Below are 19,839 nucleotides of genomic sequence, written 5' to 3'. Positions count from 1 at the left end.
GTGGATATAGATCTCGATGCGCTGCGCATCCTGGAAAAAGACCGCGACATCCCTATGGATGTGCTGATCCCTACCATTGAGTCGGCACTGTTGCTGGCTTACAACAAGACCGAAGGCGCTATGCCAGGTGCTCGCGCTCACATCGAGCCAAGCACCGGACACGTAGCGATCCTCGTAGAGGACCGCGACAATGCCGGCGTGCTGTTGGGCGAATTTGATGACACCCCGCACGGTTTTGGCCGCATTGCTGCCTCGACCGCACGCCAGGTCATCATGCAGCGTCTGCGCGAAGCCGAAGACGCAGTAGTTGTCGGGGAATACTCCTCACGTGTGGGTACCCTGATTTCCGGTGTGATCCAGCAGGGTCATTCCTCGCACATGGTGCAGGTCAAAATCGGTGACGTCGAAGCACTGTTGCCACCGGTTGAACAAGCTCCTGGCGAGCGTTACGTCCACGGTGCGCGACTGCGTTCCTACGTGGTGTCCGCCGAGCGCGGTACCAAGGGTCCGGCTATCACCTTGTCCCGTTCACACCCAAATCTGGTTCGTCTGCTCTTCGAAATGGAAGTTCCAGAAATCGCAGACGGCACCGTCGTGGTTGAGGCGCTGGCTCGCGAAGCCGGGCACCGCACCAAGATCGCGGTGCATGCCACTCAGGCCGGAGTGAACGCCAAGGGCGCTTGCATCGGTGAAATGGGTACCCGCGTGCGCTCGGTGATGAACGAACTTAATGACGAAAAGATCGACATCGTTGACTACAACGAAGATCCAGCGAGATTCATCGCGGCTGCATTGTCCCCATCGAAGGTTGTCTCGGTAGAGATCCTCGATGAAGATGAGCGTCGGGCTCGTGTTGTGGTTCCGGATAGCCAGTTGTCTCTGGCCATTGGCAAGGAAGGTCAGAACGCGCGTCTGGCCGCCAAGCTCACCGGCTGGCGTATTGACATCATTGCCGTCTCCGGTGGCAAGGAACCGCAGCTTTAAATAGCTACTCTTCCGGACAGCAAAGAACGCTGCTTGGAAGAAAGATTTGCCTAGCACGTTTTTCAGCCTCGGTGTGCCTGTGATCTGAACCTCACGCACGCACCGAGGCTCAAACGCGCTAGACTAGTAGTTGGCTCGTTGACAAGTTGTGGAAGGTGAGGATGGCGCTCGCATGAAACTGCATCAGCAACGTACGTGCATTGGCTGTCGAACCATCACATCTCAAGATGAGCTACTCCGTTGGGTATTAAACCAGGAAGCGCCGCTACGCGGTGTGCAACTGGATCTTTCGGCCGCCGCCTCAGGGCGGGGAGCCTGGACCCATGGAACAGAAAAGTGTGTGCAGCATGCTGTGCGACGCAAGGCGTTTTCTCGAGCTTTTAGAAGCTCGGTGAATGATTCTTGCGTGGCACAGCAGTTCGCTGCATACGAAGATCAGTCGGCAAAAGGCCGGCTATCTGGCAATCATGATGAAAGCGGGTCAGAAATCTGATGGCAACCCGATGAGTCCGCTAAGTTGAGCGCACAACGATGAACAATCAGTTTTGCGTGATTAACCGTGCGACGGAAGAATTTCACGAATTACAACGTTGATCAGCCAGAACACCCAAGTCTTATTGAACCCGGGGTTCTAGCCGATCACATCGATACAGGAGAGATGTGGCTAAACCCCGCGTTCACGAGCTCGCTAAAGAGCTCGGAATTACTTCAAAAGAAGCATTGACTAAATTGCAGGATATGGGCGAATTCGTTCGTTCGGCATCCTCAACAGTCGAGCCTCCGGTAGCGCGCAAACTGCGCGAAGCCTTCCCAGGTTCGGCACCGGCTGCAAAGCCAGCAGGCGCAACGCCAGCACCACGTACCGGTGGCCCAAAGCCAGGTATGAAGCCAGCTCCGAAGGCCGCCGAAGCACCTGCTGCTAAGGCACCAGTTGCCCCGGCTGCGCCAGCTGCTCCGGCCGCTCCAGCGACCCCAGCAGCTAAGGCTCCAGAGGCAGCAGCCCCTGAAGCCCCCGCAGCTAAGGCTCCTTCGGCTCCGGCTCCAGGCGGTCCACGCCCCGGTCCAAAGCCAGCACCTAAGCCAGCAGGCACCCCACGTCCGGGCAACAGCCCATTCTCCTCACAGCAGGGAATGCGCTCAGCCGGCGACGAACGCCGTGGAAACCGCGAAGGCGGCAACCGTGCACCACGCCCACAGGGCGCCGGAGCCGGTGGCCCACGTCCAGGCGGTCCACGTCCGGGCAACTCGCCATTCTCTGCTCAGCAGGGCATGCGCGGCGAAGGCGGAACTGGCGGACCACGCCCACCACGCGATGGTGGCGCGCCAGGTCGCGGCCCACGCCCACAGGGCGCAGGCGGTCAGGGTACCGGCGGTCCACGCCCACCACGTGAAGGTGGCGCACCAGGTCGCGGACCACGCCCACAGGGTGCCGGCGGACAGCGTCCAGCCGGTGCCGGCGCGGGCGGTCCACGCCCAGCAGGCGCAGGAGCACCTCGTCCAGCAGGCGCTGGCGCAGGTGGCCCACGTCCGGGTGCCGCAGCAGGCGGCGCAACCCCACGCATGATGCCTAACCGCACCGATCGTCCGGCTCCAGCAGCCGGCGGTCGTCCGGGTGCCGGCGGACGCGGTCGCCCAGGCGGCGGCGGTCCAGGCGGTACCGGTGGCGCACCAGGTGCCGGTGGCGGATTCCGTCCAGGCGCACCACGTGGCCGTGGCGGCGTTGGCGGTGCCTTCGGTAAGGGCGGCGCAGGACGCGGCAAGCAGCGCAAGTCCAAGCGCGCTAAGCGCCAGGAATTGGAGCAGATGAGTGCTCCGTCGCTGGGCGGCGTAAACGTTCCACGCGGCAACGGGGCAACCGAGATCCGTATGCGCCGTGGCGCATCGATCACCGACTTCGCAGACAAGATTGGTGCCAACCCGGCAGCGCTTGTCACCGTACTGTTCCACCTTGGTGAAATGGCTACCGCCACCCAGTCCCTGGACGAGGCAACCTTTGAGGTCCTCGGCGCAGAGCTGGGCTACAAGGTTGCAGTGGTCTCCCCAGAGGACGAAGACAAGGAACTGCTCGAAGGCTTCGGCCTTGACCTTGACGCCGAACTTGAGGCTGAAGGCGAGGACGAGCTCGAAGAGCGCGCTCCGGTCATCACCATCATGGGTCACGTTGACCACGGTAAGACCCGTCTGCTTGACGCGATCCGCCAGTCAAACGTTATCGAAGGCGAGCACGGTGGTATCACCCAGCACATCGGTGCATACCAGATCGTCCACGAGCACGAGGACCGCGAGCGCGCGATGACCTTCATTGACACCCCGGGTCACGAGGCGTTCACCGCCATGCGTGCTCGTGGTGCCAAGGTCACCGACGTTGCCGTACTGGTTGTCGCAGCAGATGACGGCGTCATGCCACAGACCGTTGAGGCGCTGAACCACGCACAGTCCGCTGGCGTGCCAATCATCGTCGCGGTCAACAAGATCGATAAGCCAGCTGCAAACCCTGACAAGGTCAAGGGCCAGCTCGCCGAATACGGTCTGGTTCCCGAAGAATACGGTGGCGACACCATGTTCATCCACGTCTCCGCGCTGCAGCGTGAAGGTATCAACGAACTGCTTGACGCGGTGCTGTTGACCTCTGACGTGCTCGAACTGCAGGCAAACCCTGACAAGTCAGCCCGCGGTGTGGCCATTGAAGCGAACCTTGATAAGGGTCGCGGTTCGGTTGTCACCGTGCTGGTTCAGTCCGGTACCTTGGCAGTTGGCGACACCATGGTGGTGGGCACCGCCCACGGCCGTGTGCGTGCAATGTTCAACGAAAACGGCGAGAACCTCGACGTGGCCTTGCCTTCGCGCCCGGTCCAGGTCTTGGGCATGTCCTCGGTGCCTCGCGCCGGTGACGGCTTCTTGATCACCGATGACGAGCGTACCGCCCGCCAGATCGCTGACAAGCGCGAGACCGCAGAGCGTAACGCAATGCTGGCCAAGCGTCGTAAGCGCATCACCCTGGAAGACTTCGACCAGGCTGTGGCAGACGGCAAGATCGATACGCTGAACCTGATCCTCAAGGGCGATGCCTCCGGTGCTGTTGAAGCACTGGAAGACTCGTTGATGAAGATTGACGTGGGCGATGACGTGCAGCTGCGCGTGATCCACCGCGGCGTCGGCGCGATCACCCAGAACGACGTCAACCTGGCAACCGTTGATAACGCCATCATCATTGGCTTCAACGTGCGTCCGGCAGAGCGCGTGGCAGACCTGGCCGACAAGGAAGGCGTCGACATGCGCTTCTACTCGGTCATCTACTCCGCAATCGACGACATCGAGGCAGCCCTCACCGGTATGCTGAAGCCAGAATACGAGGAAGTTGCCCTGGGCAGCGCCGAGATTCGTATGGTCTTCCGCTCCTCGAAGTTCGGCAACATCGCAGGTTCGATCATCCGCTCCGGCACCATCAAGCGAAACACCAAGGCACGCCTGGTTCGCGATGGCAAGGTCGTGGGAGACAACCTGAATATCGATTCGCTGCGCCGCGAAAAGGACGACGTCACCGAAGTCCGCGAGGGCTTCGAATGTGGTATCGGCCTGGGCTCGTTCAACGACGTCAAGGAAGGCGACATCATCGAAACCTTCGAGATGCGCGAAAAGCCACGAGCTTAATCCTTAACTAAGTACCACGTGGGCGCTTGCCGGTCAGCTGACCGGCTGGCGCCCACGTTGCTCAGTTTCACCACAATTTTTCATTAGGAGAGAACCATGGCTGATTCAGCCCGCGCGGCCCGCCTGGCCAAGCGCGTGCAGGTCCTCATAGCCCAGTCGCTGCGCACCGTCATCAAAGATGAGCGCATCGACAACGTGACCGTGACCGACGCACGCGTCACCAACGACCTGCAGCACGCCACCGTGTACTACACGGTGTTCGGCGAGGGTGAGATCAAGGCTGAAATTGCCGAGATCTTGGCTAAGCGAACCGGCGCACTGCGCAAGGAACTTGGACGTAACCTGACCATCCGGTTGACCCCCACCCTGACCTTCGTGGCAGATGAGATTCCAGAGAATGCTTCGCAGCTGGATGAACTGCTGGCCGTGGCCCGGGAAAAGGACGCCGAGGTCGCCTCGCTGCGTGAAGGCAAGTCCTTCGCCGGTGACGCAGATCCATACAAGAAGGACGAAGACGAAGAAGAAGCCTAAAGGCTTGTGAACGTTTAGTCTGAACACCAACGCCTCGGGCGGTGCGCACAGTGTGCGTGCTACCCGGGGCGTTTGTTGGTTTCAGTCGGCGTACGAATTACCCTCACAGCGAAGCTGAATTTGTTGTTTAAGACTAGTCAGCTCGGAGGTCCTGGGATAGCGTGGGCTCACACCGTAGGCTCCGATCAAAGGTAAAACTCATGCCAGAATTCACCACGACCCTCGTAGCAGCTAGCGGTAACAACGTGGGAATCGTTGTGCCCGATGACATCGTGTTTGGATTTGGCCGCGGAAAACGCGTCCCGGTGACGGTGCAAATCAATGGGGACTATACCTACCGAAATACCATTGCCTCGATGGCAGGGCAGTTTCTCATCTCTTTCAATTCGGAGACTCGCGAAGCTACTGGCAAAGGTGCGGGAGATGAGATTACGGTGCAGTTGGAGCTTGACGAAGAACCACGCACCGTTGAGGTACCCGAACCGCTGGCCGTGCTGCTATCGGCTGAACCAGAGCTCGCCGATGCCTGGAACAAGCTCTCCTACAGCAAGCAACGCGGCCACGTTGATCCGATCATCACGGCGCGCGGCGAAGATACCCGGACCCGTAGGGTAGAAAAAGTCATCAAGGCGCTACGCAGCGAATAATTTCCTTTAGTCACGTACAAGTCTGGAGGTGAGTGCAATCAATGCGGCAAGCAATGACCAGCGATGGTTTGAACTACGCCAGGCAGAAGAGGCAGATTTTGAGCCGATTGCCGAACTATGCCGGGCCGGCGGACTGCTTCCCTGGGCGCCAGCATCATTAGCGTCCGGTGAAACCAAGACCGTCCAAGTGGCCGTGCACAATTCACAGATTGTTGGATTAGCCAAGACTCATTGGCATGCACAAGCCGACGGGATTGCTCCGGCAGGACACTATCTTGGAGGCATCATCGTGCATCCGGGCTGGCGACGGCAGGGGATAGGGGCGGAGCTCACGGCCGCACGGCTTCGGTGGATAGGCCAACGCGCCAAGTACGCGTACTACTTCACCAACGAACAGAATCAGGCCTCCAGAGCGCTACACGCGAACCTCGGGTTTGAACGGCTCGCAGAAGCCGAAGAAATCCATTCAGTGCGCGCAGATGACGGGGCTTCCAAGCTGTTGCTGTTCGAGGCGGAACTTGGTTAGCTAGCGAAAAACACAAGGCGCCTGCCGAACTTTCAAGGGAAAGTTTGGCAGGCGCCTTGTGAAGTGGAACCTAGTTTTTGGAAATCTTGCCCGTCGCTGAGGCTACCGGTAGCAAGAACATTGGCTTCATGAAGATCCAAGCAGCGGCAATAACCGCTACGGAAGCTAAGAAGATCACTAGTCCCCATGCATCGGTCGCATCACGAGAGCTATACATGTGGTTCAGATTCTTTAATGCACCGGTGGTCAGTACCAAGAACACGTGAACCACGATGAATGCCGAGAAGAAGAGCATGACCGGGAAGTGAATCTTGCGTGCCACTTCAACCGGGTAGAACTTATTCAGTGCCTTCGGCTGTGTTGGCCACCAACTGGACATGCGCACGCCGGTCAGGATTGCGAGCGGTGCGGCAATGTAGATCACCAAGAAGTAGGAGACCAGCTGCAAGGCGTTGTAGTGGATCCAGCCGTTCTCCACAGGCCAATTGAGCGAAGCGTACTGCAGCGCACCAGAGAGCATATTCGGGAAAATATCCCAACTGGTTGGAACCACGCGCATCCACTGACCGGTGACGGCCAAAAGAATCACGAAGATCACGCCGTTCACTACCCACAACACATCCAAAACCTGGTGGGTCCAGATGCTCAGCGAGTATTTCTTTGGACTATTACCCTTCGGGGAGAACCACGAGTTCGGCTTCGGAGTCCACATAGCCGCCGGACGTTTTTCATGACGCACCTGCAAGCCTGTGCGGATGATCAGCACTATAAAGAACATATTCAGGAAGTGCTGCCAACCGAGCCATCCAGGAATACCCGTGGGCGCCGAGTCAGGCATGGTCGAGTGACCGTCATAGGTGCCAATGAAATCCTGGACCGGGCTAAGCAGGCGCAGGCCACGGGCCGCCAGTACTACTAGCAGGGCCAGTACTACTGCGCCAAGGATGATGACTGCCGGCTTGACCCAAGGCTTCATCTTGATCGACGAAGCATCCTGCTTTGCCGCCGTCGCTGGGGCCTGGGACTCGGAGTCCGTCACTGGAGGCGTGATTTTTGCAGCCGCGGCGGGTGTCTGGGGCGCAAGAACTTCTTCTGCCACCGGTTTGCTTGCCACGGCTTCTTGCGAAGCCTCGGGCTGGTCGGTGGCTGCCGACGCAACGGCTACCGGTTCGGATACCGGTTCTGCGACAGGATGTCCCTTGAAGGATTCCTCGGCTGCAAGGTCTGCTGAGACAGCCTCAGATCCGGTTGAGCCATCGCGTGGACGCAACGGCGTGTAGCCCTTCATCCGGTTTGCTGGAATCGTCGACGGTACGGAAGCTGGGATTGCAGGTGCCTCGGCAACGGGCGTTGCAGCCACAGCGGTGACTGGTGTGCTTTCCGATTCAACGGATGGGGCCACCTGCGCCTGAACGGCGTCCGGAGCCACATCAGTGGGTGGCTCATCGGTTGGAACCGCTGTTGGAGAGGCGGTAGCCGCGCCGAATGGCGTCGTTGCCGCTACGCTGGCTGCAACCCCGTCGCGCAACCGCAAGGGGGTGTAACCGGCCATACGCTGACGTGTTGACGTAGTCTCCGGGCATGAAACTTCGCTCGCCGCTGCGGCGGGGCTAGCTTCCGCTGGGGTTACCGCTGGAACTACTGGCACAGGTGCTTCAGCTGGCACAGCTTTCTGTTCTGGTGGGGTCACCGCAGCTGGCGTGGCCTGCATTGGTACGGGAGCCTCAATTGGCTCGGCAGTCACCGGTTGCGTCGTGTGTATTTCTTTGGCATTGGCAGGTGCTTCGGGTTGCACACCGCCCTTGGAACGCAGGGGGGTGTAGCCTGCCATCCGTTGCTTGGTCATGATCGTTGAACCTCATCGCGTCGTCGTATCCGGCGGATCTTGCGGGGCCGGAACCTACCTGAGTGGACAATGCCCACGATTATCCTTTGCGGGTACGAATTTCTTCGAGCAACTGCGGAACTATGGTGAACAAGTCGCCCACTACGCCAAAGTCGGCGTGGTCAAAGATTGGGGCGTTTTCGTCCTTATCAATGGCAACAATAGTCTTGGCGGTCTGCATGCCTGCACGGTGCTGAATAGCTCCGGAGATACCCAAGGAAATGTACAGCTCGGGAGAGACAATGACGCCGGTCTGGCCAACCTGCAACTTCGGGGAAACATAGCCCGAATCGACGGCCGCACGCGAGGCGCCAACCGCCGCGCCGAAGTGATCTGCGAGCTGTTCGACAATCTCGAACTTCTCGGCCGAGCCCACGCCGCGTCCACCGGAAACGACAATCTTGGCGCTACGCAAGTCTGGGCGGCTGGCATCGGTTTGTACCGACTCAACCGAGCGGATCTGCGCACCTTTAGAAACCTTAGGTAGTGCCGAAGGCTCAATGACGGTGATCTTCGGAGAAGCAACTGCTTCCGCCTTGAGATCGGAGGCACCTGGACGGATGGTAATAATTCGCGGCCCGCCTTCAACGGTGGACTCCGAGGTGACGTCGCCGCCAAAGATTGAGTGCAAAGCGATCGGCTCATCATCTGCCCAACGCACCGATACTGCATCAACGCTTACTGCGCCTTCAACACGGATCGCCAAACGACCTGCAATGGTGCGTCCAATGGCGGTATTGGAGATGAGAACGGCGGCCGGTGAAGTCGTCTTGATGACTGAAGCCAAAGCGGCGACGTCTGCGGAGCCGAGCGCGAGCGCATCTAAATCGATGGGCAGAACCTGTACTTCGGCTGCACCCAGTTCGCCGAGCTTGGTCGCTAGTTGCTGTTCTTGACCGGTGGCACAGACAGCAACCGCTACCGGACTGCCGAACTGAGCTGCCGTGCCAAGCAGGCCTGCGGTGGTGTTTTGAGGTGTTCCATCGGTTGCGACCTGAACGTGGACAACAACCGGCTGATTATTTACTGACATGAGGTGAATTCTCCTGAGCAAGGATAAGTCGTAGGGGACTAAAGATTACGGAAAACTGAGAGGGGGGACTTAGATAAAGTGCTTCTCAGCCAAGAAATCGGCCAGCTGCTTTGCTGCCGTTCCGTCATCGGTAATCTTTGGACCAGCCACGCGCTCTGGACGATCTTCTGCGGACACCATCACCGAACGGTAGTAGGCGGACTCTGGTCCCGCTTCGATGCCTAGATCTGCCAGAGTCCAGGTTTCCAACGGCTTGGTTTTCGCTGCGCGGATGCCCTTAAAGTTCGGGAAGCGAGGTTCGGCCGATTTCTCGGTAACGGAAACTACCGCAGGATAAGCCACGCTGAGCTTCATGGTTGCCTCGGAAAGCTGGCTTGAACCTGTCACCTCGGTTGCGCTGATCTCAAGCTCATCTGCGTAGGGCAGGAACGGGCGGTCCATTAGTTCGGCGATCATCGCCGGAACCATGCCACCCTTGCCGTCGGTGGATTCATTTCCAGCCAGGACAAGATCAACGTCGAGTTTTTCAAGGGCAGCGGCTAAAACTCGGGCGGTAGAGATCATGTCTGAGCCGGCGAGCGCCGGGTCAGAGATGTGCACCGCTGAATGTGCCCCCATGGACAGTAACCGACGTAGTGCAAGGGCTGCTTTGTCCCCGCCCATGGCTACCGCAATCACCTCGACCTCGCCAAGTGCTTTTTCGGCTTGCAAAGCCACCTCGCAGGCACGCTCACAGATCTCGTCGGCAACGAGATCCGCTGCTTCGCGATCGAGCATTCCGGTTTGCAGGTCCAAGCGACGGCTCGACCACGTATCGGGTACCTGTTTGGTCAGGACGGCGATTTTCACGCTGGTCTCCTTCTGAGGGGGTTCTGGTGATTGCCAAACAATTCGGAGATTATCCGTTGTTCTGGCGCAACGCTTCAAATGAAATTTTCTCGAATGGTGGGTGCAATTAAGCAACGTCACCGACTAGGAAAAACTCTACATGTCTATTTGGCTCTCGTGGGGTGGGGCTCACATAGAAGATGAATTTCAGTAGCAAACACGCAGGTTACACGACATTTGTCAGGTTTAGACGTACCTTTTCTTAATCTAGTCAGATCAACACATCCTGTGATCTGTGGACGAACTTCACCCCCGGGGCCTGAAAATCAGGCGAAGCATCGAGAAAGTCCAGACTCCGCCACATTTCTCTGAGCGATTAGAGTGAGGCCATGACTTTTGAAGCTGTCAGATCGGCCTACGGTGCCAGAGCTTTGGAATACGCTGACGCGGTTGGCGGGCTAGAGCATATCGCGGATGAAGATCTAAGTCTGATTGAGGGATGGGCCAGCAAGGTCAAGGGAAAAATACTTGATGTGGGAAGTGGCCCGGGGCAATGGACACAGTTTCTTACGGGATTCGGAAATGATATCGAAGGCATTGAACCGGTGCCGGAATTCCTGTCAATCGCCAAGCAAACTTACCCGGACGTGAAGTTTCGGCCAGGTCGAGCCGAAGCGCTGGAGGTGCCAGCGCAAAGCTTAGGCGGGGTGTTGGCTTGGTATTCGCTGATTCATACCGATCCCGAACAGCTCAAGACGCCACTGGCTGAATTTGCGCGGTGTATTCGGCCAGGCGGTGGTTTGGCCCTCGGGTTTTTTACTGGCCCCGAGCTAGTCTCGTTTGATCATGCTGTTACTACTGCCTATAGCTGGCCTATGGAACTATTTGTTTCCCGGGTCGAGGACGCAGGCTTCGCGGTGAGCGATACAGTGCAACGCGCCATTAGCCCTACGCGTACTCATGGCGCGTTGTTGGCGACTCGATGTTCCAATATCAATAGGTGAAAGCGGTTGTGCCGACGAGGTTCGTTCGGAACCTGTGACGTCTTACATTGGCAATTATTGGTTTCTCAGCACCATGTGCGCTCGTGATCGTAGCAAGTACTAGTAACTGAAAGGTAAAGCGCACCAATGACCGATTTTGAGCCAGTGCACGGGATACTCGATGTGAGTGACGAGCAGAGTATCTATTGGGAACAATGGGGAAACCCCGACGGCTTGCCCGCCTTGTTTATTCATGGAGGTCCTGGTGGAACGCTGGGCAAAAGTGGCTATCGTCATCGTTTCGACTTGGACAGAACAAGAGTTATTGGCTTTGAACAACGTGGTTGCGGCCGTTCAAAGCCGCACGCTTCGGTAGCTGATACTTCCCTGAGCTCAAATACGCTAGAGCGGCTCATTGACGACATCGAACGGCTGCGCGAATCGATGAGGATTGATACGTGGATCCTCAATGGTGTCTCGTGGGGTTCCACGCTAGCTCTTGCCTACGCCCAGGCTCACCCCGAGCGGGTGCGTGGCATCGTCTTATTTGCGGTGACTACAACCAGCCAGGACGAAATTCGATGGATTACCGAGGGCGTGGGGAAGATTTTTCCTGAAGCGTGGGAACGACTTGCCTCATATGCGGAAAATAATGTCACCGGATATAAGCGTGGGTCGAGGCGCTTAATCGAGGCATACAGGCAACTGATGAACTCTGAAGATATGAAAATCCGTAATGAAGCTTCTAAGGAATGGGCCTTGTGGGAAGATACTCACGTCTCCATAGGGACTGATGGATTCGTTCGCGACGCTCGGTGGGACAACGAGGCATTTCGACTTGCCTTTGTCCGGCTAACCACGCACTACTGGTCAATAGTTGCTACAGACGAGTCCGAGATCCTTAAACGCATGAATCGGATTCAGCACATACCGGCAACTTTGATTCACGGACGCCGAGATATTTCTAGCCCAGCTGCAACTGCGTGGAAACTGCACCGGTTATGGCCGAACAGCACACTCATTATTGATGAAGGTGACGGGCATGGAGGCGCAAGCATGGTTGAGCACTGGACTGCAGCGAACGCCAGGCTTAGCACCGAAAGCTAGGTTGCTGCCCTCTCGGCGAATCGACAGTTTGCTGAATGGTGGGTGCCTATCTACAAAAATAGGTCTTGCACGGACTGTCAAGAAAGAGTAGATGAGATTCTCAAGAACCGTGTGGCACTTTCTTGTACATCTTGCTGATCAATGGTGCAAAAAGTAGATACAGCACGACCGCCACGACTGCACTCGTCAGGGCCAAAGTGTAGGTGTCCATCACCAAATTGAAAAGCAATACCAGCACTGCAAAAGTCAGTAGGGACTGCAGAGTCTCGATTCCCCATTTGCCCGCGCCCTTAAAAGAGTGAAGAACAATTCGGTCGGTAATCTCACCGGAGAGCATTACAACCAGTGTGAATCCAATAGTTAGTATCGGAACCCAACCCCACAGCCCAGCTTTGAGTTCACCTAGCACGGGCAGTGCCAGTGGAGTCAAGAAACCAAGTGCTACGGGCAGACCCGCAAACAACACACATCCCAACAAGAAAAGAACGAAGATGAGCAATTCGTGTGGTTTTGGTTTGTTGTCTTGCAAATTGTCCTAGGAAGTTGTCGGGGAAATCGGGTTATCCGAACCTATCTACTTGAGAAACTCTGGTCAAGGCGGAGCCTAAATAGTCAGTGAACAGAGCTTACTTCGAAATTACTGGATGCTTTCTGGGGGATCGGGTAATGGGATGCTTTCAAAATCAACGCGACAACTGCATGACACGCATCACCGCAGGCACCGTCTATATAACGCCTATACTGGTAGGCGTGAGTAAAGCCGGGCAGAATACTGAAGAGCAGGCCTCAGGCCTCGTATTAGTCGACAAAGATCAGGGAATGACCTCCCATGATGTGGTGGGTCGCATCCGCCGTCTCGCGGGAACCCGCAAGGTGGGCCATGCTGGCACCCTTGATCCGATGGCCACCGGTGTGCTGGTGATCGGGGTTAACAAAGCCACACGCTTACTCACCTATATCGTGGGACACGACAAGACTTACACCGCCACCATCCGTCTGGGACAGAACACCGTCACCGACGACGCCGAAGGCGACATCATCTCTGAGCGCATCGCCGCTGCGGTAACAGATGAAGATATTGAACGCGAGATCTCGAAGCTTCGCGGAGATATCGAACAAATCCCGAGCCAGGTTTCCGCCATCAAGGTAGACGGTAAGCGTTCCTACGCCCGCGTTCGCGCTGGTGAGCAGGTAGAGCTGAAGGCACGCCCGGTGACCATTTCACGCTTTGACATCCACAAGATCCGCCGCGAAGTTGGTGGCAAGGTGCTAGATGTTGACGTAACAGTTTCTTGCACCTCAGGAACCTACATTCGTGCTCTGGCCCGAGACCTCGGCGAAGCGCTCCACGTCGGTGGGCACCTCACTGCATTGCGCCGCACCGAAGTGGGTCCATACTCCATCGAAAAATCTAAGCGACTTGAAGAGCTCGCCGAAGAGTTCGAGGTACTTCCCTTGGAAAAAGCAGCCGGAGCACTTTTTGCTAACCGCCAGCTGACCGAAGAAGAAGCATCAGAGCTGTCCTTCGGGCGAACCATCACCGCATCTAAGAACGTTATGGATGAACCGGCAGATGACCTCGTCGCGGCTTTCGCGCCAGATGGTGCATTGGTTGCCCTCATCGCCGATAAGGGCGAAAAAGCCCGAGGGCAAATAGTCTTCACCGGAAAGCAGTAACTCACTTTTATTTGAGACTTTCAGAAAGGCTCAGCCTTGTTCGTCCTTAACGGCTTTTTCATTGCCGGCACAATTATTTGTGCGCTCGCCGTACTGCTTGGCCTTATCGCTACCGTCATTCGGCGATACCCGGATGATTGGGCGTTAGTAGCCACCGCTGGTACCGAGTTATTCCTGATTGTCTATGCGGTAGCCGCCGGCATACGTCAGGCCGGGGGAGAAATGGTCCTCGGTGAGCCTTGGGAATTCTGGGGTTATCTACTGACCGCATTGATCATGCCACCCATTGCTTTCTTCTGGGCGGTTAGCGACAAGAGCCGTTGGGCCAATACCGTCTTAGCTGTTTCGGGAGCCATCACCTTTGTGATGCTGTTCCGTATGGAACAAATCTGGCATGTAGGAGTCATCGCATGAGCGAAAAACCACGCAATTCACGTATCGTTCAAGCCGCACAGGCTCGCGGCGTAAATAAGGCTCCCCGCCCCGGGCGTACCTCCGGGTTAGGTCGCATTATTATTGCGGTTTACGGGGTGCTGGCGCTATCGGCGACCGTCCGAGCGCTGTATCAAATGTTCTTTCGTGACTTCTCTGAAGCACCGCTAGCGTACACACTGTCATTGTTATCTGGGCTGGTTTATATCTTGGCCACGTTCACCCTGGCTTCGAAGAAGCCGGGGGCATGGAAGGTTTCGGTATTTGCCGTCAGCTTTGAACTTCTTGGTGTACTCGTAGTCGGCTTGCTGTCTTTCACCATGCCAGCTCATTTTGGTCACGACTCCGTATGGAGCTACTTTGGCAAGGGCTACGGTTACATTCCGTTGTTGCTACCGATAGTCGGCCTGTGGTGGCTCTTCCGTAATCGTAATGAGCGTCACGCCTAAAGACGTGCAAGAATTACCTCGGTAAACAATTTAACTTTCGTTGCAGAGTCAAAAGGAGCAAAGTGCACTATTGGAAGGGCCTCGACTCAGTCCCCGCGGACATGGCTCCCACTGTTGTCACCATCGGCAACTTCGACGGCGTCCATCTGGGGCACTGCGAAGTCCTAGACTCGGCAGTCACGCAGGCTAAAAAACGTTCGGCTAAATCGGTTGCCATCTCCTTCGATCCACACCCGGCGCAGGTGCACCGCCCGGGTTCTGCACCTGAACTCATCATGGGGATCGAAGACCGCGTCGACACACTGGCCAGTGTTGGCTTAGACGCCACACTGATGATTCACTACACACTTGAATTTGCGGACCAGAGCGCCGAAGAATTCGTGCGTTCAATCATCGTGGAGAAGCTCAATGCCGTAGCCGTGGTGGTTGGCCACGACGTACGTTTCGGCAAAGACAACTCCGGCGATTTTGACTACATGTGTGAGCTTGGAACCAGATACGGTTTTGAAGTGATCGGTGTACAAGATGTGGGTGACAAACGACGCTTGTCTTCCACCTGGGTTCGTGAAGAACTCGCTGCCGGCAACGTAGAAGCCGCCGCGGCAATTCTTGGTCGTCCGCATCGGATGCGTGGCGAAGTCGTGCACGGCGCTGCACGGGGACGCGAGCTCGGTTTCCCTACCGCTAACCTTGCTCCGGACGCAGCCGGGATTATCCCTGCCGATGGGGTCTACGCCGGATGGGTTATTGACGAGGCCGGCGTGCGCTGGCCAGCTGCAATCTCCGTCGGCTCCAACCCAACATTCGAGGGTGTATCTCGCGTGGTTGAATCCCACGTCATTGACCGCCCCGAAGAAGGTTTTGAAGACTTTGACCTTTACGGTCAGCAGATCGTCGTGGAGTTCACCGCGCACCTGCGCCCGATGGTTGCCTACCGCGGTATCGAAGCACTGATTGAGCAGATGAATGATGACGTGGTGCAGGCGCGAAGCGTATTGGCCACCGAGTCACACTAGGTTATGCCAGAAATTCCTGCACTACCTAAGCGTGCATTCACCATGAAGGCCGAGCGTCGCACTGATCTAGCTTCCGCGTATGAAGCAGGAGCCAAAGACTACGACAGCATTCGTCCCGCTTACCCGCGCGAAGCACTCGAGTTCTCTTTGGCCGGACGTACGGCCAAACTGGCCATCGATATAGGCTGCGGCTCGGGGATTTTCACCGCCCAACTAATCGAAGCAGGGCTTGTGGTTTGGGCAGTGGACCCATCAGCCGATATGTTGAGCGTACTCAAAGAACGCACTCCCCAAGTGCACACCGTATGCGCTTCGGGGGAGTCGACCGGGTTACCCGAAGATAGTGCAGATCTACTTACCTACGCTCAAGCTTGGCACTGGGTGGATCCGCCGCTTGCTAGCGCCGAGGCCGCACGTTTGCTTCATGATGAGGGCTCGTTGGTGTTGCTCTGGAATCAATTAGACGTTCAGGTCCCTTGGGTTCACCGGCTAGCACGCATCATGCATGCCGGCGATGTGCACCGCCCGGAGCTGGCTCCGCCGCTAGGCAAAGACTTCAGCACCCCAGAATCCGGGGTTTGGCATTGGTTCATGAAATTAGACCTTCACGGAATCTTGGAGCTGACTCGTTCGCGAAGCTACTATCGGCGTTCTAAAGAAGAAACCCGGACCAAGGTGGAAAACAATCTTCGCTGGTATTGGTGTGAACACTTGGGCTACGCGGCCGAACAAATTGTTGAAGTGCCCTATCTCACCCATGCTTGGAGGGCGCGCCGACGGGTACGTCGGTGATATGATTGGCGATGGTTCACGCTGCAGTCCGCGGTTGCGAAGAACCACCGTGAACGCTCCGGCGTACACACTGACTTATTAACGCGGTCCAACTCCAGGAGTTTGTTATGGCATTAGATGCCGCAGTAAAGAATGAAATCATCAAGGCTTACGCCACCCACGAGGGTGACACCGGTTCGCCTGAGGTTCAGGTTGCAGTCATGTCCCGTCGTATCAAGGACCTGACCGAGCACCTGAAAGAGCACAAGCATGACCACCACACCCGCCGTGGCCTGATGGCTCTGGTTGGTCGTCGTCGTCGTATGCTCGGCTACCTCAAGAACACCGACATCGAGCGCTACCGTGCGCTGATCGAGCGTTTGGGCCTACGCAAGTAGTCTCACGCTTCGGTGTGAAAATCCCCGTTTCCCTTCATTGGGAGACGGGGATTTTTTGGGTCTAATGGACAAAACTGGTGCAACGCTATGGGCATAGGAACTGCGCATTACGCAGATTCTGGAAGCGGGCGCAAATATTATCTGCCTTCCTCGAATGACAAATAATTCTGCTGTGTGAAATTCTACTTTCGTTTTTATCTGAATTGAGGTTAGGCTGAAGGAGATTTCAGTACCTACAAGGAGAGCGAGTAGTCATGAGCGCGACTGTTCTGCAACGTCATTTGTTCGGCCCTGGTCCATGTAACCCTTACCCAGAAGCAACTGCCGCACTGGGTTTGCCATTGCTGGGACACTTGGACCCTGAATTCATCGCACGCATGGATCGTGTGGGCGATGGACTACGCACCTTGTGGGGAACCAAGAACTCCCGCACCCTGCCGCTCAGTGCTACCGGTTCGGCAGGCATGGAAGCCGCCTTCGTTAACACCATCAACCCAGGCGACGTCGCGGTTATTGCGATCAACGGACTGTTCGGCGAGCGCATGTGCGAGGTTGCCTCGCGAGTCGGTGCAGAAATCGTTCGGGTGGATCACGAATACGGAACTCCAATCGACGCCGAGCGCGTTGCCGCGGCGCACCCGAACCCAACCGTTATTGCCGGCGTGCACGCCGAAACCAGCACGGGCGTAGTTTCAGACATTGCGGCGCTGGGAGCCATCAAGGGTGACGCGCTGCTGATCACTGACGCTGTGACTTCCATTGGTGGTATGCCAGTGTTGGCCGACGAGTGGGGCATCGACATTGGTTATGCCGGAACACAGAAATGCATTGGTGTGGCCCCGGGGCTTGCACCATTCACCATTTCGGACCGTGCCTTCGAACGTCGTGTGCAGAAACCACAATCCTGGTACTTAGATCTTGGACTACTCGGCGGTTACACCACCGGTACTACCGGTGGTGGACGAACCTATCACCACACTGCACCAGTGGCCATGGTGGCTTCGCTTGAAGCCGGTATCGATCGAATTCTCGCCGAAGGATTGGATGCGGTTACCAAGCGGCACCAAGAAGCGGGCAAATCATTGCAGGACGGTATCGAAGCGATGGGCTTGGAGCTGTTTGCAGCCGAGGGTTACCGCCTGCCACAGCTGACTACAGTGAAGGTTCCCGAAGGTGTGGACTCGGCGAAGGTCCGCGCTTACTTGCTGGAGCGTTTCAACATCGAAATCGGTGGTGGCGTTGGACAGTATGCGAACACCGTATGGCGTATCGGTCTGATGGGACCAAACGCTAACCCTTCCTCGGTGGCGCTGATCCTTGCTTCGCTGAAGGAAGCTATTAACAAGGCCTAGGCAGGCAAGGAAGTAGTTTCTAGAGGTTGCTGCAACAACAGAAACCGTTCGTTTGCCCGAGTAACTGAGTACGGGGCTCGGTATGCCTACGGGACGCCTTGTGGCAACTTCTAGAATCGATATCAACAGCGATCCGAATCTGCTCAACTTTGTTGATCCTTCACCTCCAACTAGTAGGCATGCAGCCGCTGAGCTGGCAACGGTTCGATATCTACTATTGCAGCCAATGCAACGCAGGTGAGATAGCTTTGCGCTTCAAAAGATTGCACAGCGCATTATCATCGAGCACAATGCTGGCATACGGCTCGACTCCGAGACCCCACTCGCACAGCCAATCCATGACTTCGTCATTGAGCCACTGCTGAGGTGTTATTACAACGACGGCTAAACGTAGTCGTTGACTCGACTGGGCAAGGCGAAGACCGACTCGTCAATTGAAGCTACGTTGGTTTTTCCAACGAAGCCCATCGCCCCCTTGAACTCGTCGTGCAGGATCTTGAATGCCTTCGCGACAGCAGGCTCACCACCAGTAGCCAGCGCGTAGGCAAAGGGGCGCCCAGCCATCACCGCGGTGGCACCCAATCCGACGGCCTTGACGATATCGTGTCCGCGGCGGATCCCACCATCAAGATATACCTCGGCTTTTCCGTCAACAGCCTCGACGATTGAAGGTAAGACGTCAATGGTGGCCGGCTGGGCATCGAACTGACGGCCACCATGATTTGAGATAAACACACCATCGGCGCCTTCGGCTACTGCTCTTGCGGCATCTTCGGCATCCATGATGCCCTTGATGACCAGCTTGCCATCCCACTGCTGACGTAGCTTTGCGAAGTCGTCCCAGCTAGCACTCGAATTCTTGTTGTTAGCCATCCATTGATTCATCTGATTCATGCGTAGCGCTTTGCCGCCGATGGCGTAGTTTCCATAGGTCATTTTTCGCCCGGTCAGCCACCGATAAATCCACTGAGGGCGCATCGCTGTCGTGAAGTAATCAATGACCGGTGGCTTAGGTGGCATAGACAGCCCATGGTGCAAATCTCGTTCACGTTTGCTCGCGGAACCGACGTCGCCGGCCACAACGAGTGTTTTGACTCCGACCTTTCTAGCCCGTTGGATGTAGCTTTCTGTTTCGGCAGGGTCTTTCCAGAAAGCAACTTGTGCCCAGAGCTTGTCTCCAGCAAATGGAGCAACTTCTTCCAGGGAGCATCCGGCCCAGGCGCTGTGAATGAAGATGGACCCCGCAGCAACCGCGGCACGAGCCACCGCGGGGTCTGAACCTGGGTGGAAGATGGTCAACATACCCATGGGTGCCACGATCAAGGGCAATGCGACAGATTGGCCTAGGACTGTGGTGTCAGTGGCTAAATTACTCAAGTCAACCATCGAGCGTTGCCTGAGCTTGAGTGCATCCAGGCTGTCTCGATTGGCGCGCATGGTGATCTCGTCCAAGGCGCCGCCGTCCAGATAATCGGTGATCATTTTTGGGAGGTGCCAACGTGACGCTTTGCGGTAGTCATCGATGCTGACGATCCATTTATTGCGCATGGTGTGAATACTCCGATAGGG

Annotated in this window: 19 protein-coding genes; 14 read left to right on the top strand and 5 right to left on the bottom strand. The window is 56.7% G+C overall.

All coding sequences use genetic code 11. From position 1 onward, the window contains the following. The 5 genes from nusA to CIK74_RS18280 all read left to right on the top strand — a co-directional run bounded on the left by nusA (position 1) and on the right by CIK74_RS18280 (position 6,339). Entirely contained in the window at positions 1-984 is a 984-nt protein-coding gene (gene nusA / locus CIK74_RS18305; RefSeq protein ID WP_096257860.1) for a transcription termination factor NusA, read from the top strand. Between the two features lie 660 nt (positions 985-1,644). Further along, positions 1,645-4,635: a translation initiation factor IF-2 gene (infB, locus tag CIK74_RS18295; protein ID WP_096257858.1), complete on the top strand. Its 2,991-nt coding sequence runs from the start codon at positions 1,645-1,647 to the stop codon at positions 4,633-4,635. A 96-nt stretch (positions 4,636-4,731) separates the two neighbouring features. Continuing rightward, positions 4,732-5,166 (top strand): 30S ribosome-binding factor RbfA, encoded by a 435-nt coding sequence (gene rbfA, locus CIK74_RS18290; protein ID WP_096257857.1) that lies wholly within the window; start codon positions 4,732-4,734, stop codon positions 5,164-5,166. 200 nt (positions 5,167-5,366) lie between these two features. Further along, complete coding sequence (locus CIK74_RS18285) at positions 5,367-5,813, top strand: YdeI/OmpD-associated family protein (RefSeq protein ID WP_096257856.1); 447 nt, start codon at positions 5,367-5,369, stop codon at positions 5,811-5,813. 28 nt (positions 5,814-5,841) lie between these two features. Beyond that, positions 5,842-6,339, top strand: a complete 498-nt coding sequence (locus CIK74_RS18280) for a GNAT family N-acetyltransferase (RefSeq protein WP_170947952.1) — start codon at positions 5,842-5,844, stop codon at positions 6,337-6,339. Between the two features lie 70 nt (positions 6,340-6,409). Here CIK74_RS18280 and CIK74_RS19115 read toward each other — a convergent pair whose 3' ends face one another. The 3 genes from CIK74_RS19115 to CIK74_RS18265 form a co-directional block, all read right to left on the bottom strand. After that, on the bottom strand, positions 6,410-8,185 hold the full coding sequence (locus CIK74_RS19115) for a cytochrome b/b6 domain-containing protein (protein ID WP_240520589.1): 1,776 nt from the start codon (positions 8,183-8,185) through the stop codon (positions 6,410-6,412). Positions 8,186-8,264: 79 nt separating this feature from the next. Further along, positions 8,265-9,257, bottom strand: coding sequence for an electron transfer flavoprotein subunit alpha/FixB family protein (locus CIK74_RS18270; protein ID WP_096257854.1), 993 nt, complete (start codon positions 9,255-9,257; stop codon positions 8,265-8,267). Between the two features lie 69 nt (positions 9,258-9,326). Continuing rightward, positions 9,327-10,106 (bottom strand): electron transfer flavoprotein subunit beta/FixA family protein, encoded by a 780-nt coding sequence (locus tag CIK74_RS18265; protein ID WP_096257853.1) that lies wholly within the window; start codon positions 10,104-10,106, stop codon positions 9,327-9,329. A gap of 368 nt (positions 10,107-10,474) precedes the next feature. On the opposite strand from CIK74_RS18265, the gene CIK74_RS18260 reads away from it, so the two are divergent. Together CIK74_RS18260 and pip are read left to right on the top strand one after the other, a co-directional pair. Continuing rightward, positions 10,475-11,089 (top strand): class I SAM-dependent methyltransferase, encoded by a 615-nt coding sequence (locus CIK74_RS18260; RefSeq protein ID WP_096257852.1) that lies wholly within the window; start codon positions 10,475-10,477, stop codon positions 11,087-11,089. Positions 11,090-11,215: 126 nt separating this feature from the next. Further along, positions 11,216-12,175: a prolyl aminopeptidase gene (gene pip, locus CIK74_RS18255; RefSeq protein ID WP_096257851.1), complete on the top strand. Its 960-nt coding sequence runs from the start codon at positions 11,216-11,218 to the stop codon at positions 12,173-12,175. 100 nt (positions 12,176-12,275) lie between these two features. On the opposite strand, the gene CIK74_RS18250 is transcribed toward pip, so the two are convergent. Then, positions 12,276-12,605 carry a hypothetical protein gene (locus CIK74_RS18250; RefSeq protein WP_141393001.1) on the bottom strand — a complete coding sequence of 110 codons (330 nt, stop codon included), beginning with the start codon at positions 12,603-12,605 and terminating at the stop codon, positions 12,276-12,278. A 269-nt stretch (positions 12,606-12,874) separates the two neighbouring features. Here CIK74_RS18250 and truB point away from each other — a divergent pair, with 269 nt between their 5' ends. From truB to CIK74_RS18215, 7 genes are all read left to right on the top strand, one after another. Next, complete coding sequence (gene truB / locus CIK74_RS18245; RefSeq protein WP_096257879.1) at positions 12,875-13,852, top strand: tRNA pseudouridine(55) synthase TruB; 978 nt, start codon at positions 12,875-12,877, stop codon at positions 13,850-13,852. Positions 13,853-13,888: 36 nt separating this feature from the next. Beyond that, entirely contained in the window at positions 13,889-14,266 is a 378-nt protein-coding gene (locus CIK74_RS18240; protein WP_096257849.1) for a hypothetical protein, read from the top strand. Then, entirely contained in the window at positions 14,263-14,733 is a 471-nt protein-coding gene (locus CIK74_RS18235) for a hypothetical protein (protein WP_170947951.1), read from the top strand. Before CIK74_RS18240 ends, CIK74_RS18235 begins: the two co-directional genes overlap by 4 nt. Before the next feature lie 62 nt (positions 14,734-14,795). Continuing rightward, entirely contained in the window at positions 14,796-15,749 is a 954-nt protein-coding gene (locus CIK74_RS18230; protein WP_096257848.1) for a bifunctional riboflavin kinase/FAD synthetase, read from the top strand. A gap of 3 nt (positions 15,750-15,752) precedes the next feature. Continuing rightward, positions 15,753-16,541 (top strand): class I SAM-dependent methyltransferase, encoded by a 789-nt coding sequence (locus CIK74_RS18225; protein ID WP_096257847.1) that lies wholly within the window; start codon positions 15,753-15,755, stop codon positions 16,539-16,541. Positions 16,542-16,648: 107 nt separating this feature from the next. Next, complete coding sequence (gene rpsO / locus CIK74_RS18220) at positions 16,649-16,918, top strand: 30S ribosomal protein S15 (protein ID WP_096257846.1); 270 nt, start codon at positions 16,649-16,651, stop codon at positions 16,916-16,918. Positions 16,919-17,172: 254 nt separating this feature from the next. Then, a complete protein-coding gene (locus CIK74_RS18215; RefSeq protein ID WP_096257845.1) occupies positions 17,173-18,270 on the top strand; it encodes an alanine--glyoxylate aminotransferase family protein in 1,098 nt (365 codons plus the stop codon). Positions 18,271-18,654: 384 nt separating this feature from the next. Here the strand turns inward: CIK74_RS18215 and CIK74_RS18210 are convergent, their stop codons facing one another. After that, positions 18,655-19,818, bottom strand: a complete 1,164-nt coding sequence (locus CIK74_RS18210; protein WP_096257844.1) for an alpha-hydroxy acid oxidase — start codon at positions 19,816-19,818, stop codon at positions 18,655-18,657. Positions 19,819-19,839 lie beyond the last annotated feature (21 nt).

The sequence above is a fragment of the Glutamicibacter sp. BW77 genome (assembly GCF_002332285.1).
GTDB lineage: Bacteria > Actinomycetota > Actinomycetes > Actinomycetales > Micrococcaceae > Glutamicibacter > Glutamicibacter bergerei.
The sequence above is the reverse complement of the archived record's forward strand: the minus strand, read 5'-3'. Positions and strand labels throughout refer to the sequence as shown.

Coding starts and splice junctions, on each gene's coding strand:
- rbfA (WP_096257857.1), top strand. CDS start 4,732: ATGGCTGATTCAGCCCGCGCGGCCCGCCTGGCCAAGCGCGTGCAGGTC.
- CIK74_RS18285 (WP_096257856.1), top strand. CDS start 5,367: ATGCCAGAATTCACCACGACCCTCGTAGCAGCTAGCGGTAACAACGTG.
- CIK74_RS19115 (WP_240520589.1), bottom strand. CDS start 8,185: ATGACCAAGCAACGGATGGCAGGCTACACCCCCCTGCGTTCCAAGGGC.
- CIK74_RS18270 (WP_096257854.1), bottom strand. CDS start 9,257: ATGTCAGTAAATAATCAGCCGGTTGTTGTCCACGTTCAGGTCGCAACC.
- CIK74_RS18260 (WP_096257852.1), top strand. CDS start 10,475: ATGACTTTTGAAGCTGTCAGATCGGCCTACGGTGCCAGAGCTTTGGAA.
- pip (WP_096257851.1), top strand. CDS start 11,216: ATGACCGATTTTGAGCCAGTGCACGGGATACTCGATGTGAGTGACGAG.
- truB (WP_096257879.1), top strand. CDS start 12,875: ATGACACGCATCACCGCAGGCACCGTCTATATAACGCCTATACTGGTA.
- CIK74_RS18235 (WP_170947951.1), top strand. CDS start 14,263: ATGAGCGAAAAACCACGCAATTCACGTATCGTTCAAGCCGCACAGGCT.
- CIK74_RS18225 (WP_096257847.1), top strand. CDS start 15,753: ATGCCAGAAATTCCTGCACTACCTAAGCGTGCATTCACCATGAAGGCC.
- rpsO (WP_096257846.1), top strand. CDS start 16,649: ATGGCATTAGATGCCGCAGTAAAGAATGAAATCATCAAGGCTTACGCC.
- CIK74_RS18215 (WP_096257845.1), top strand. CDS start 17,173: ATGAGCGCGACTGTTCTGCAACGTCATTTGTTCGGCCCTGGTCCATGT.
- CIK74_RS18210 (WP_096257844.1), bottom strand. CDS start 19,818: ATGCGCAATAAATGGATCGTCAGCATCGATGACTACCGCAAAGCGTCA.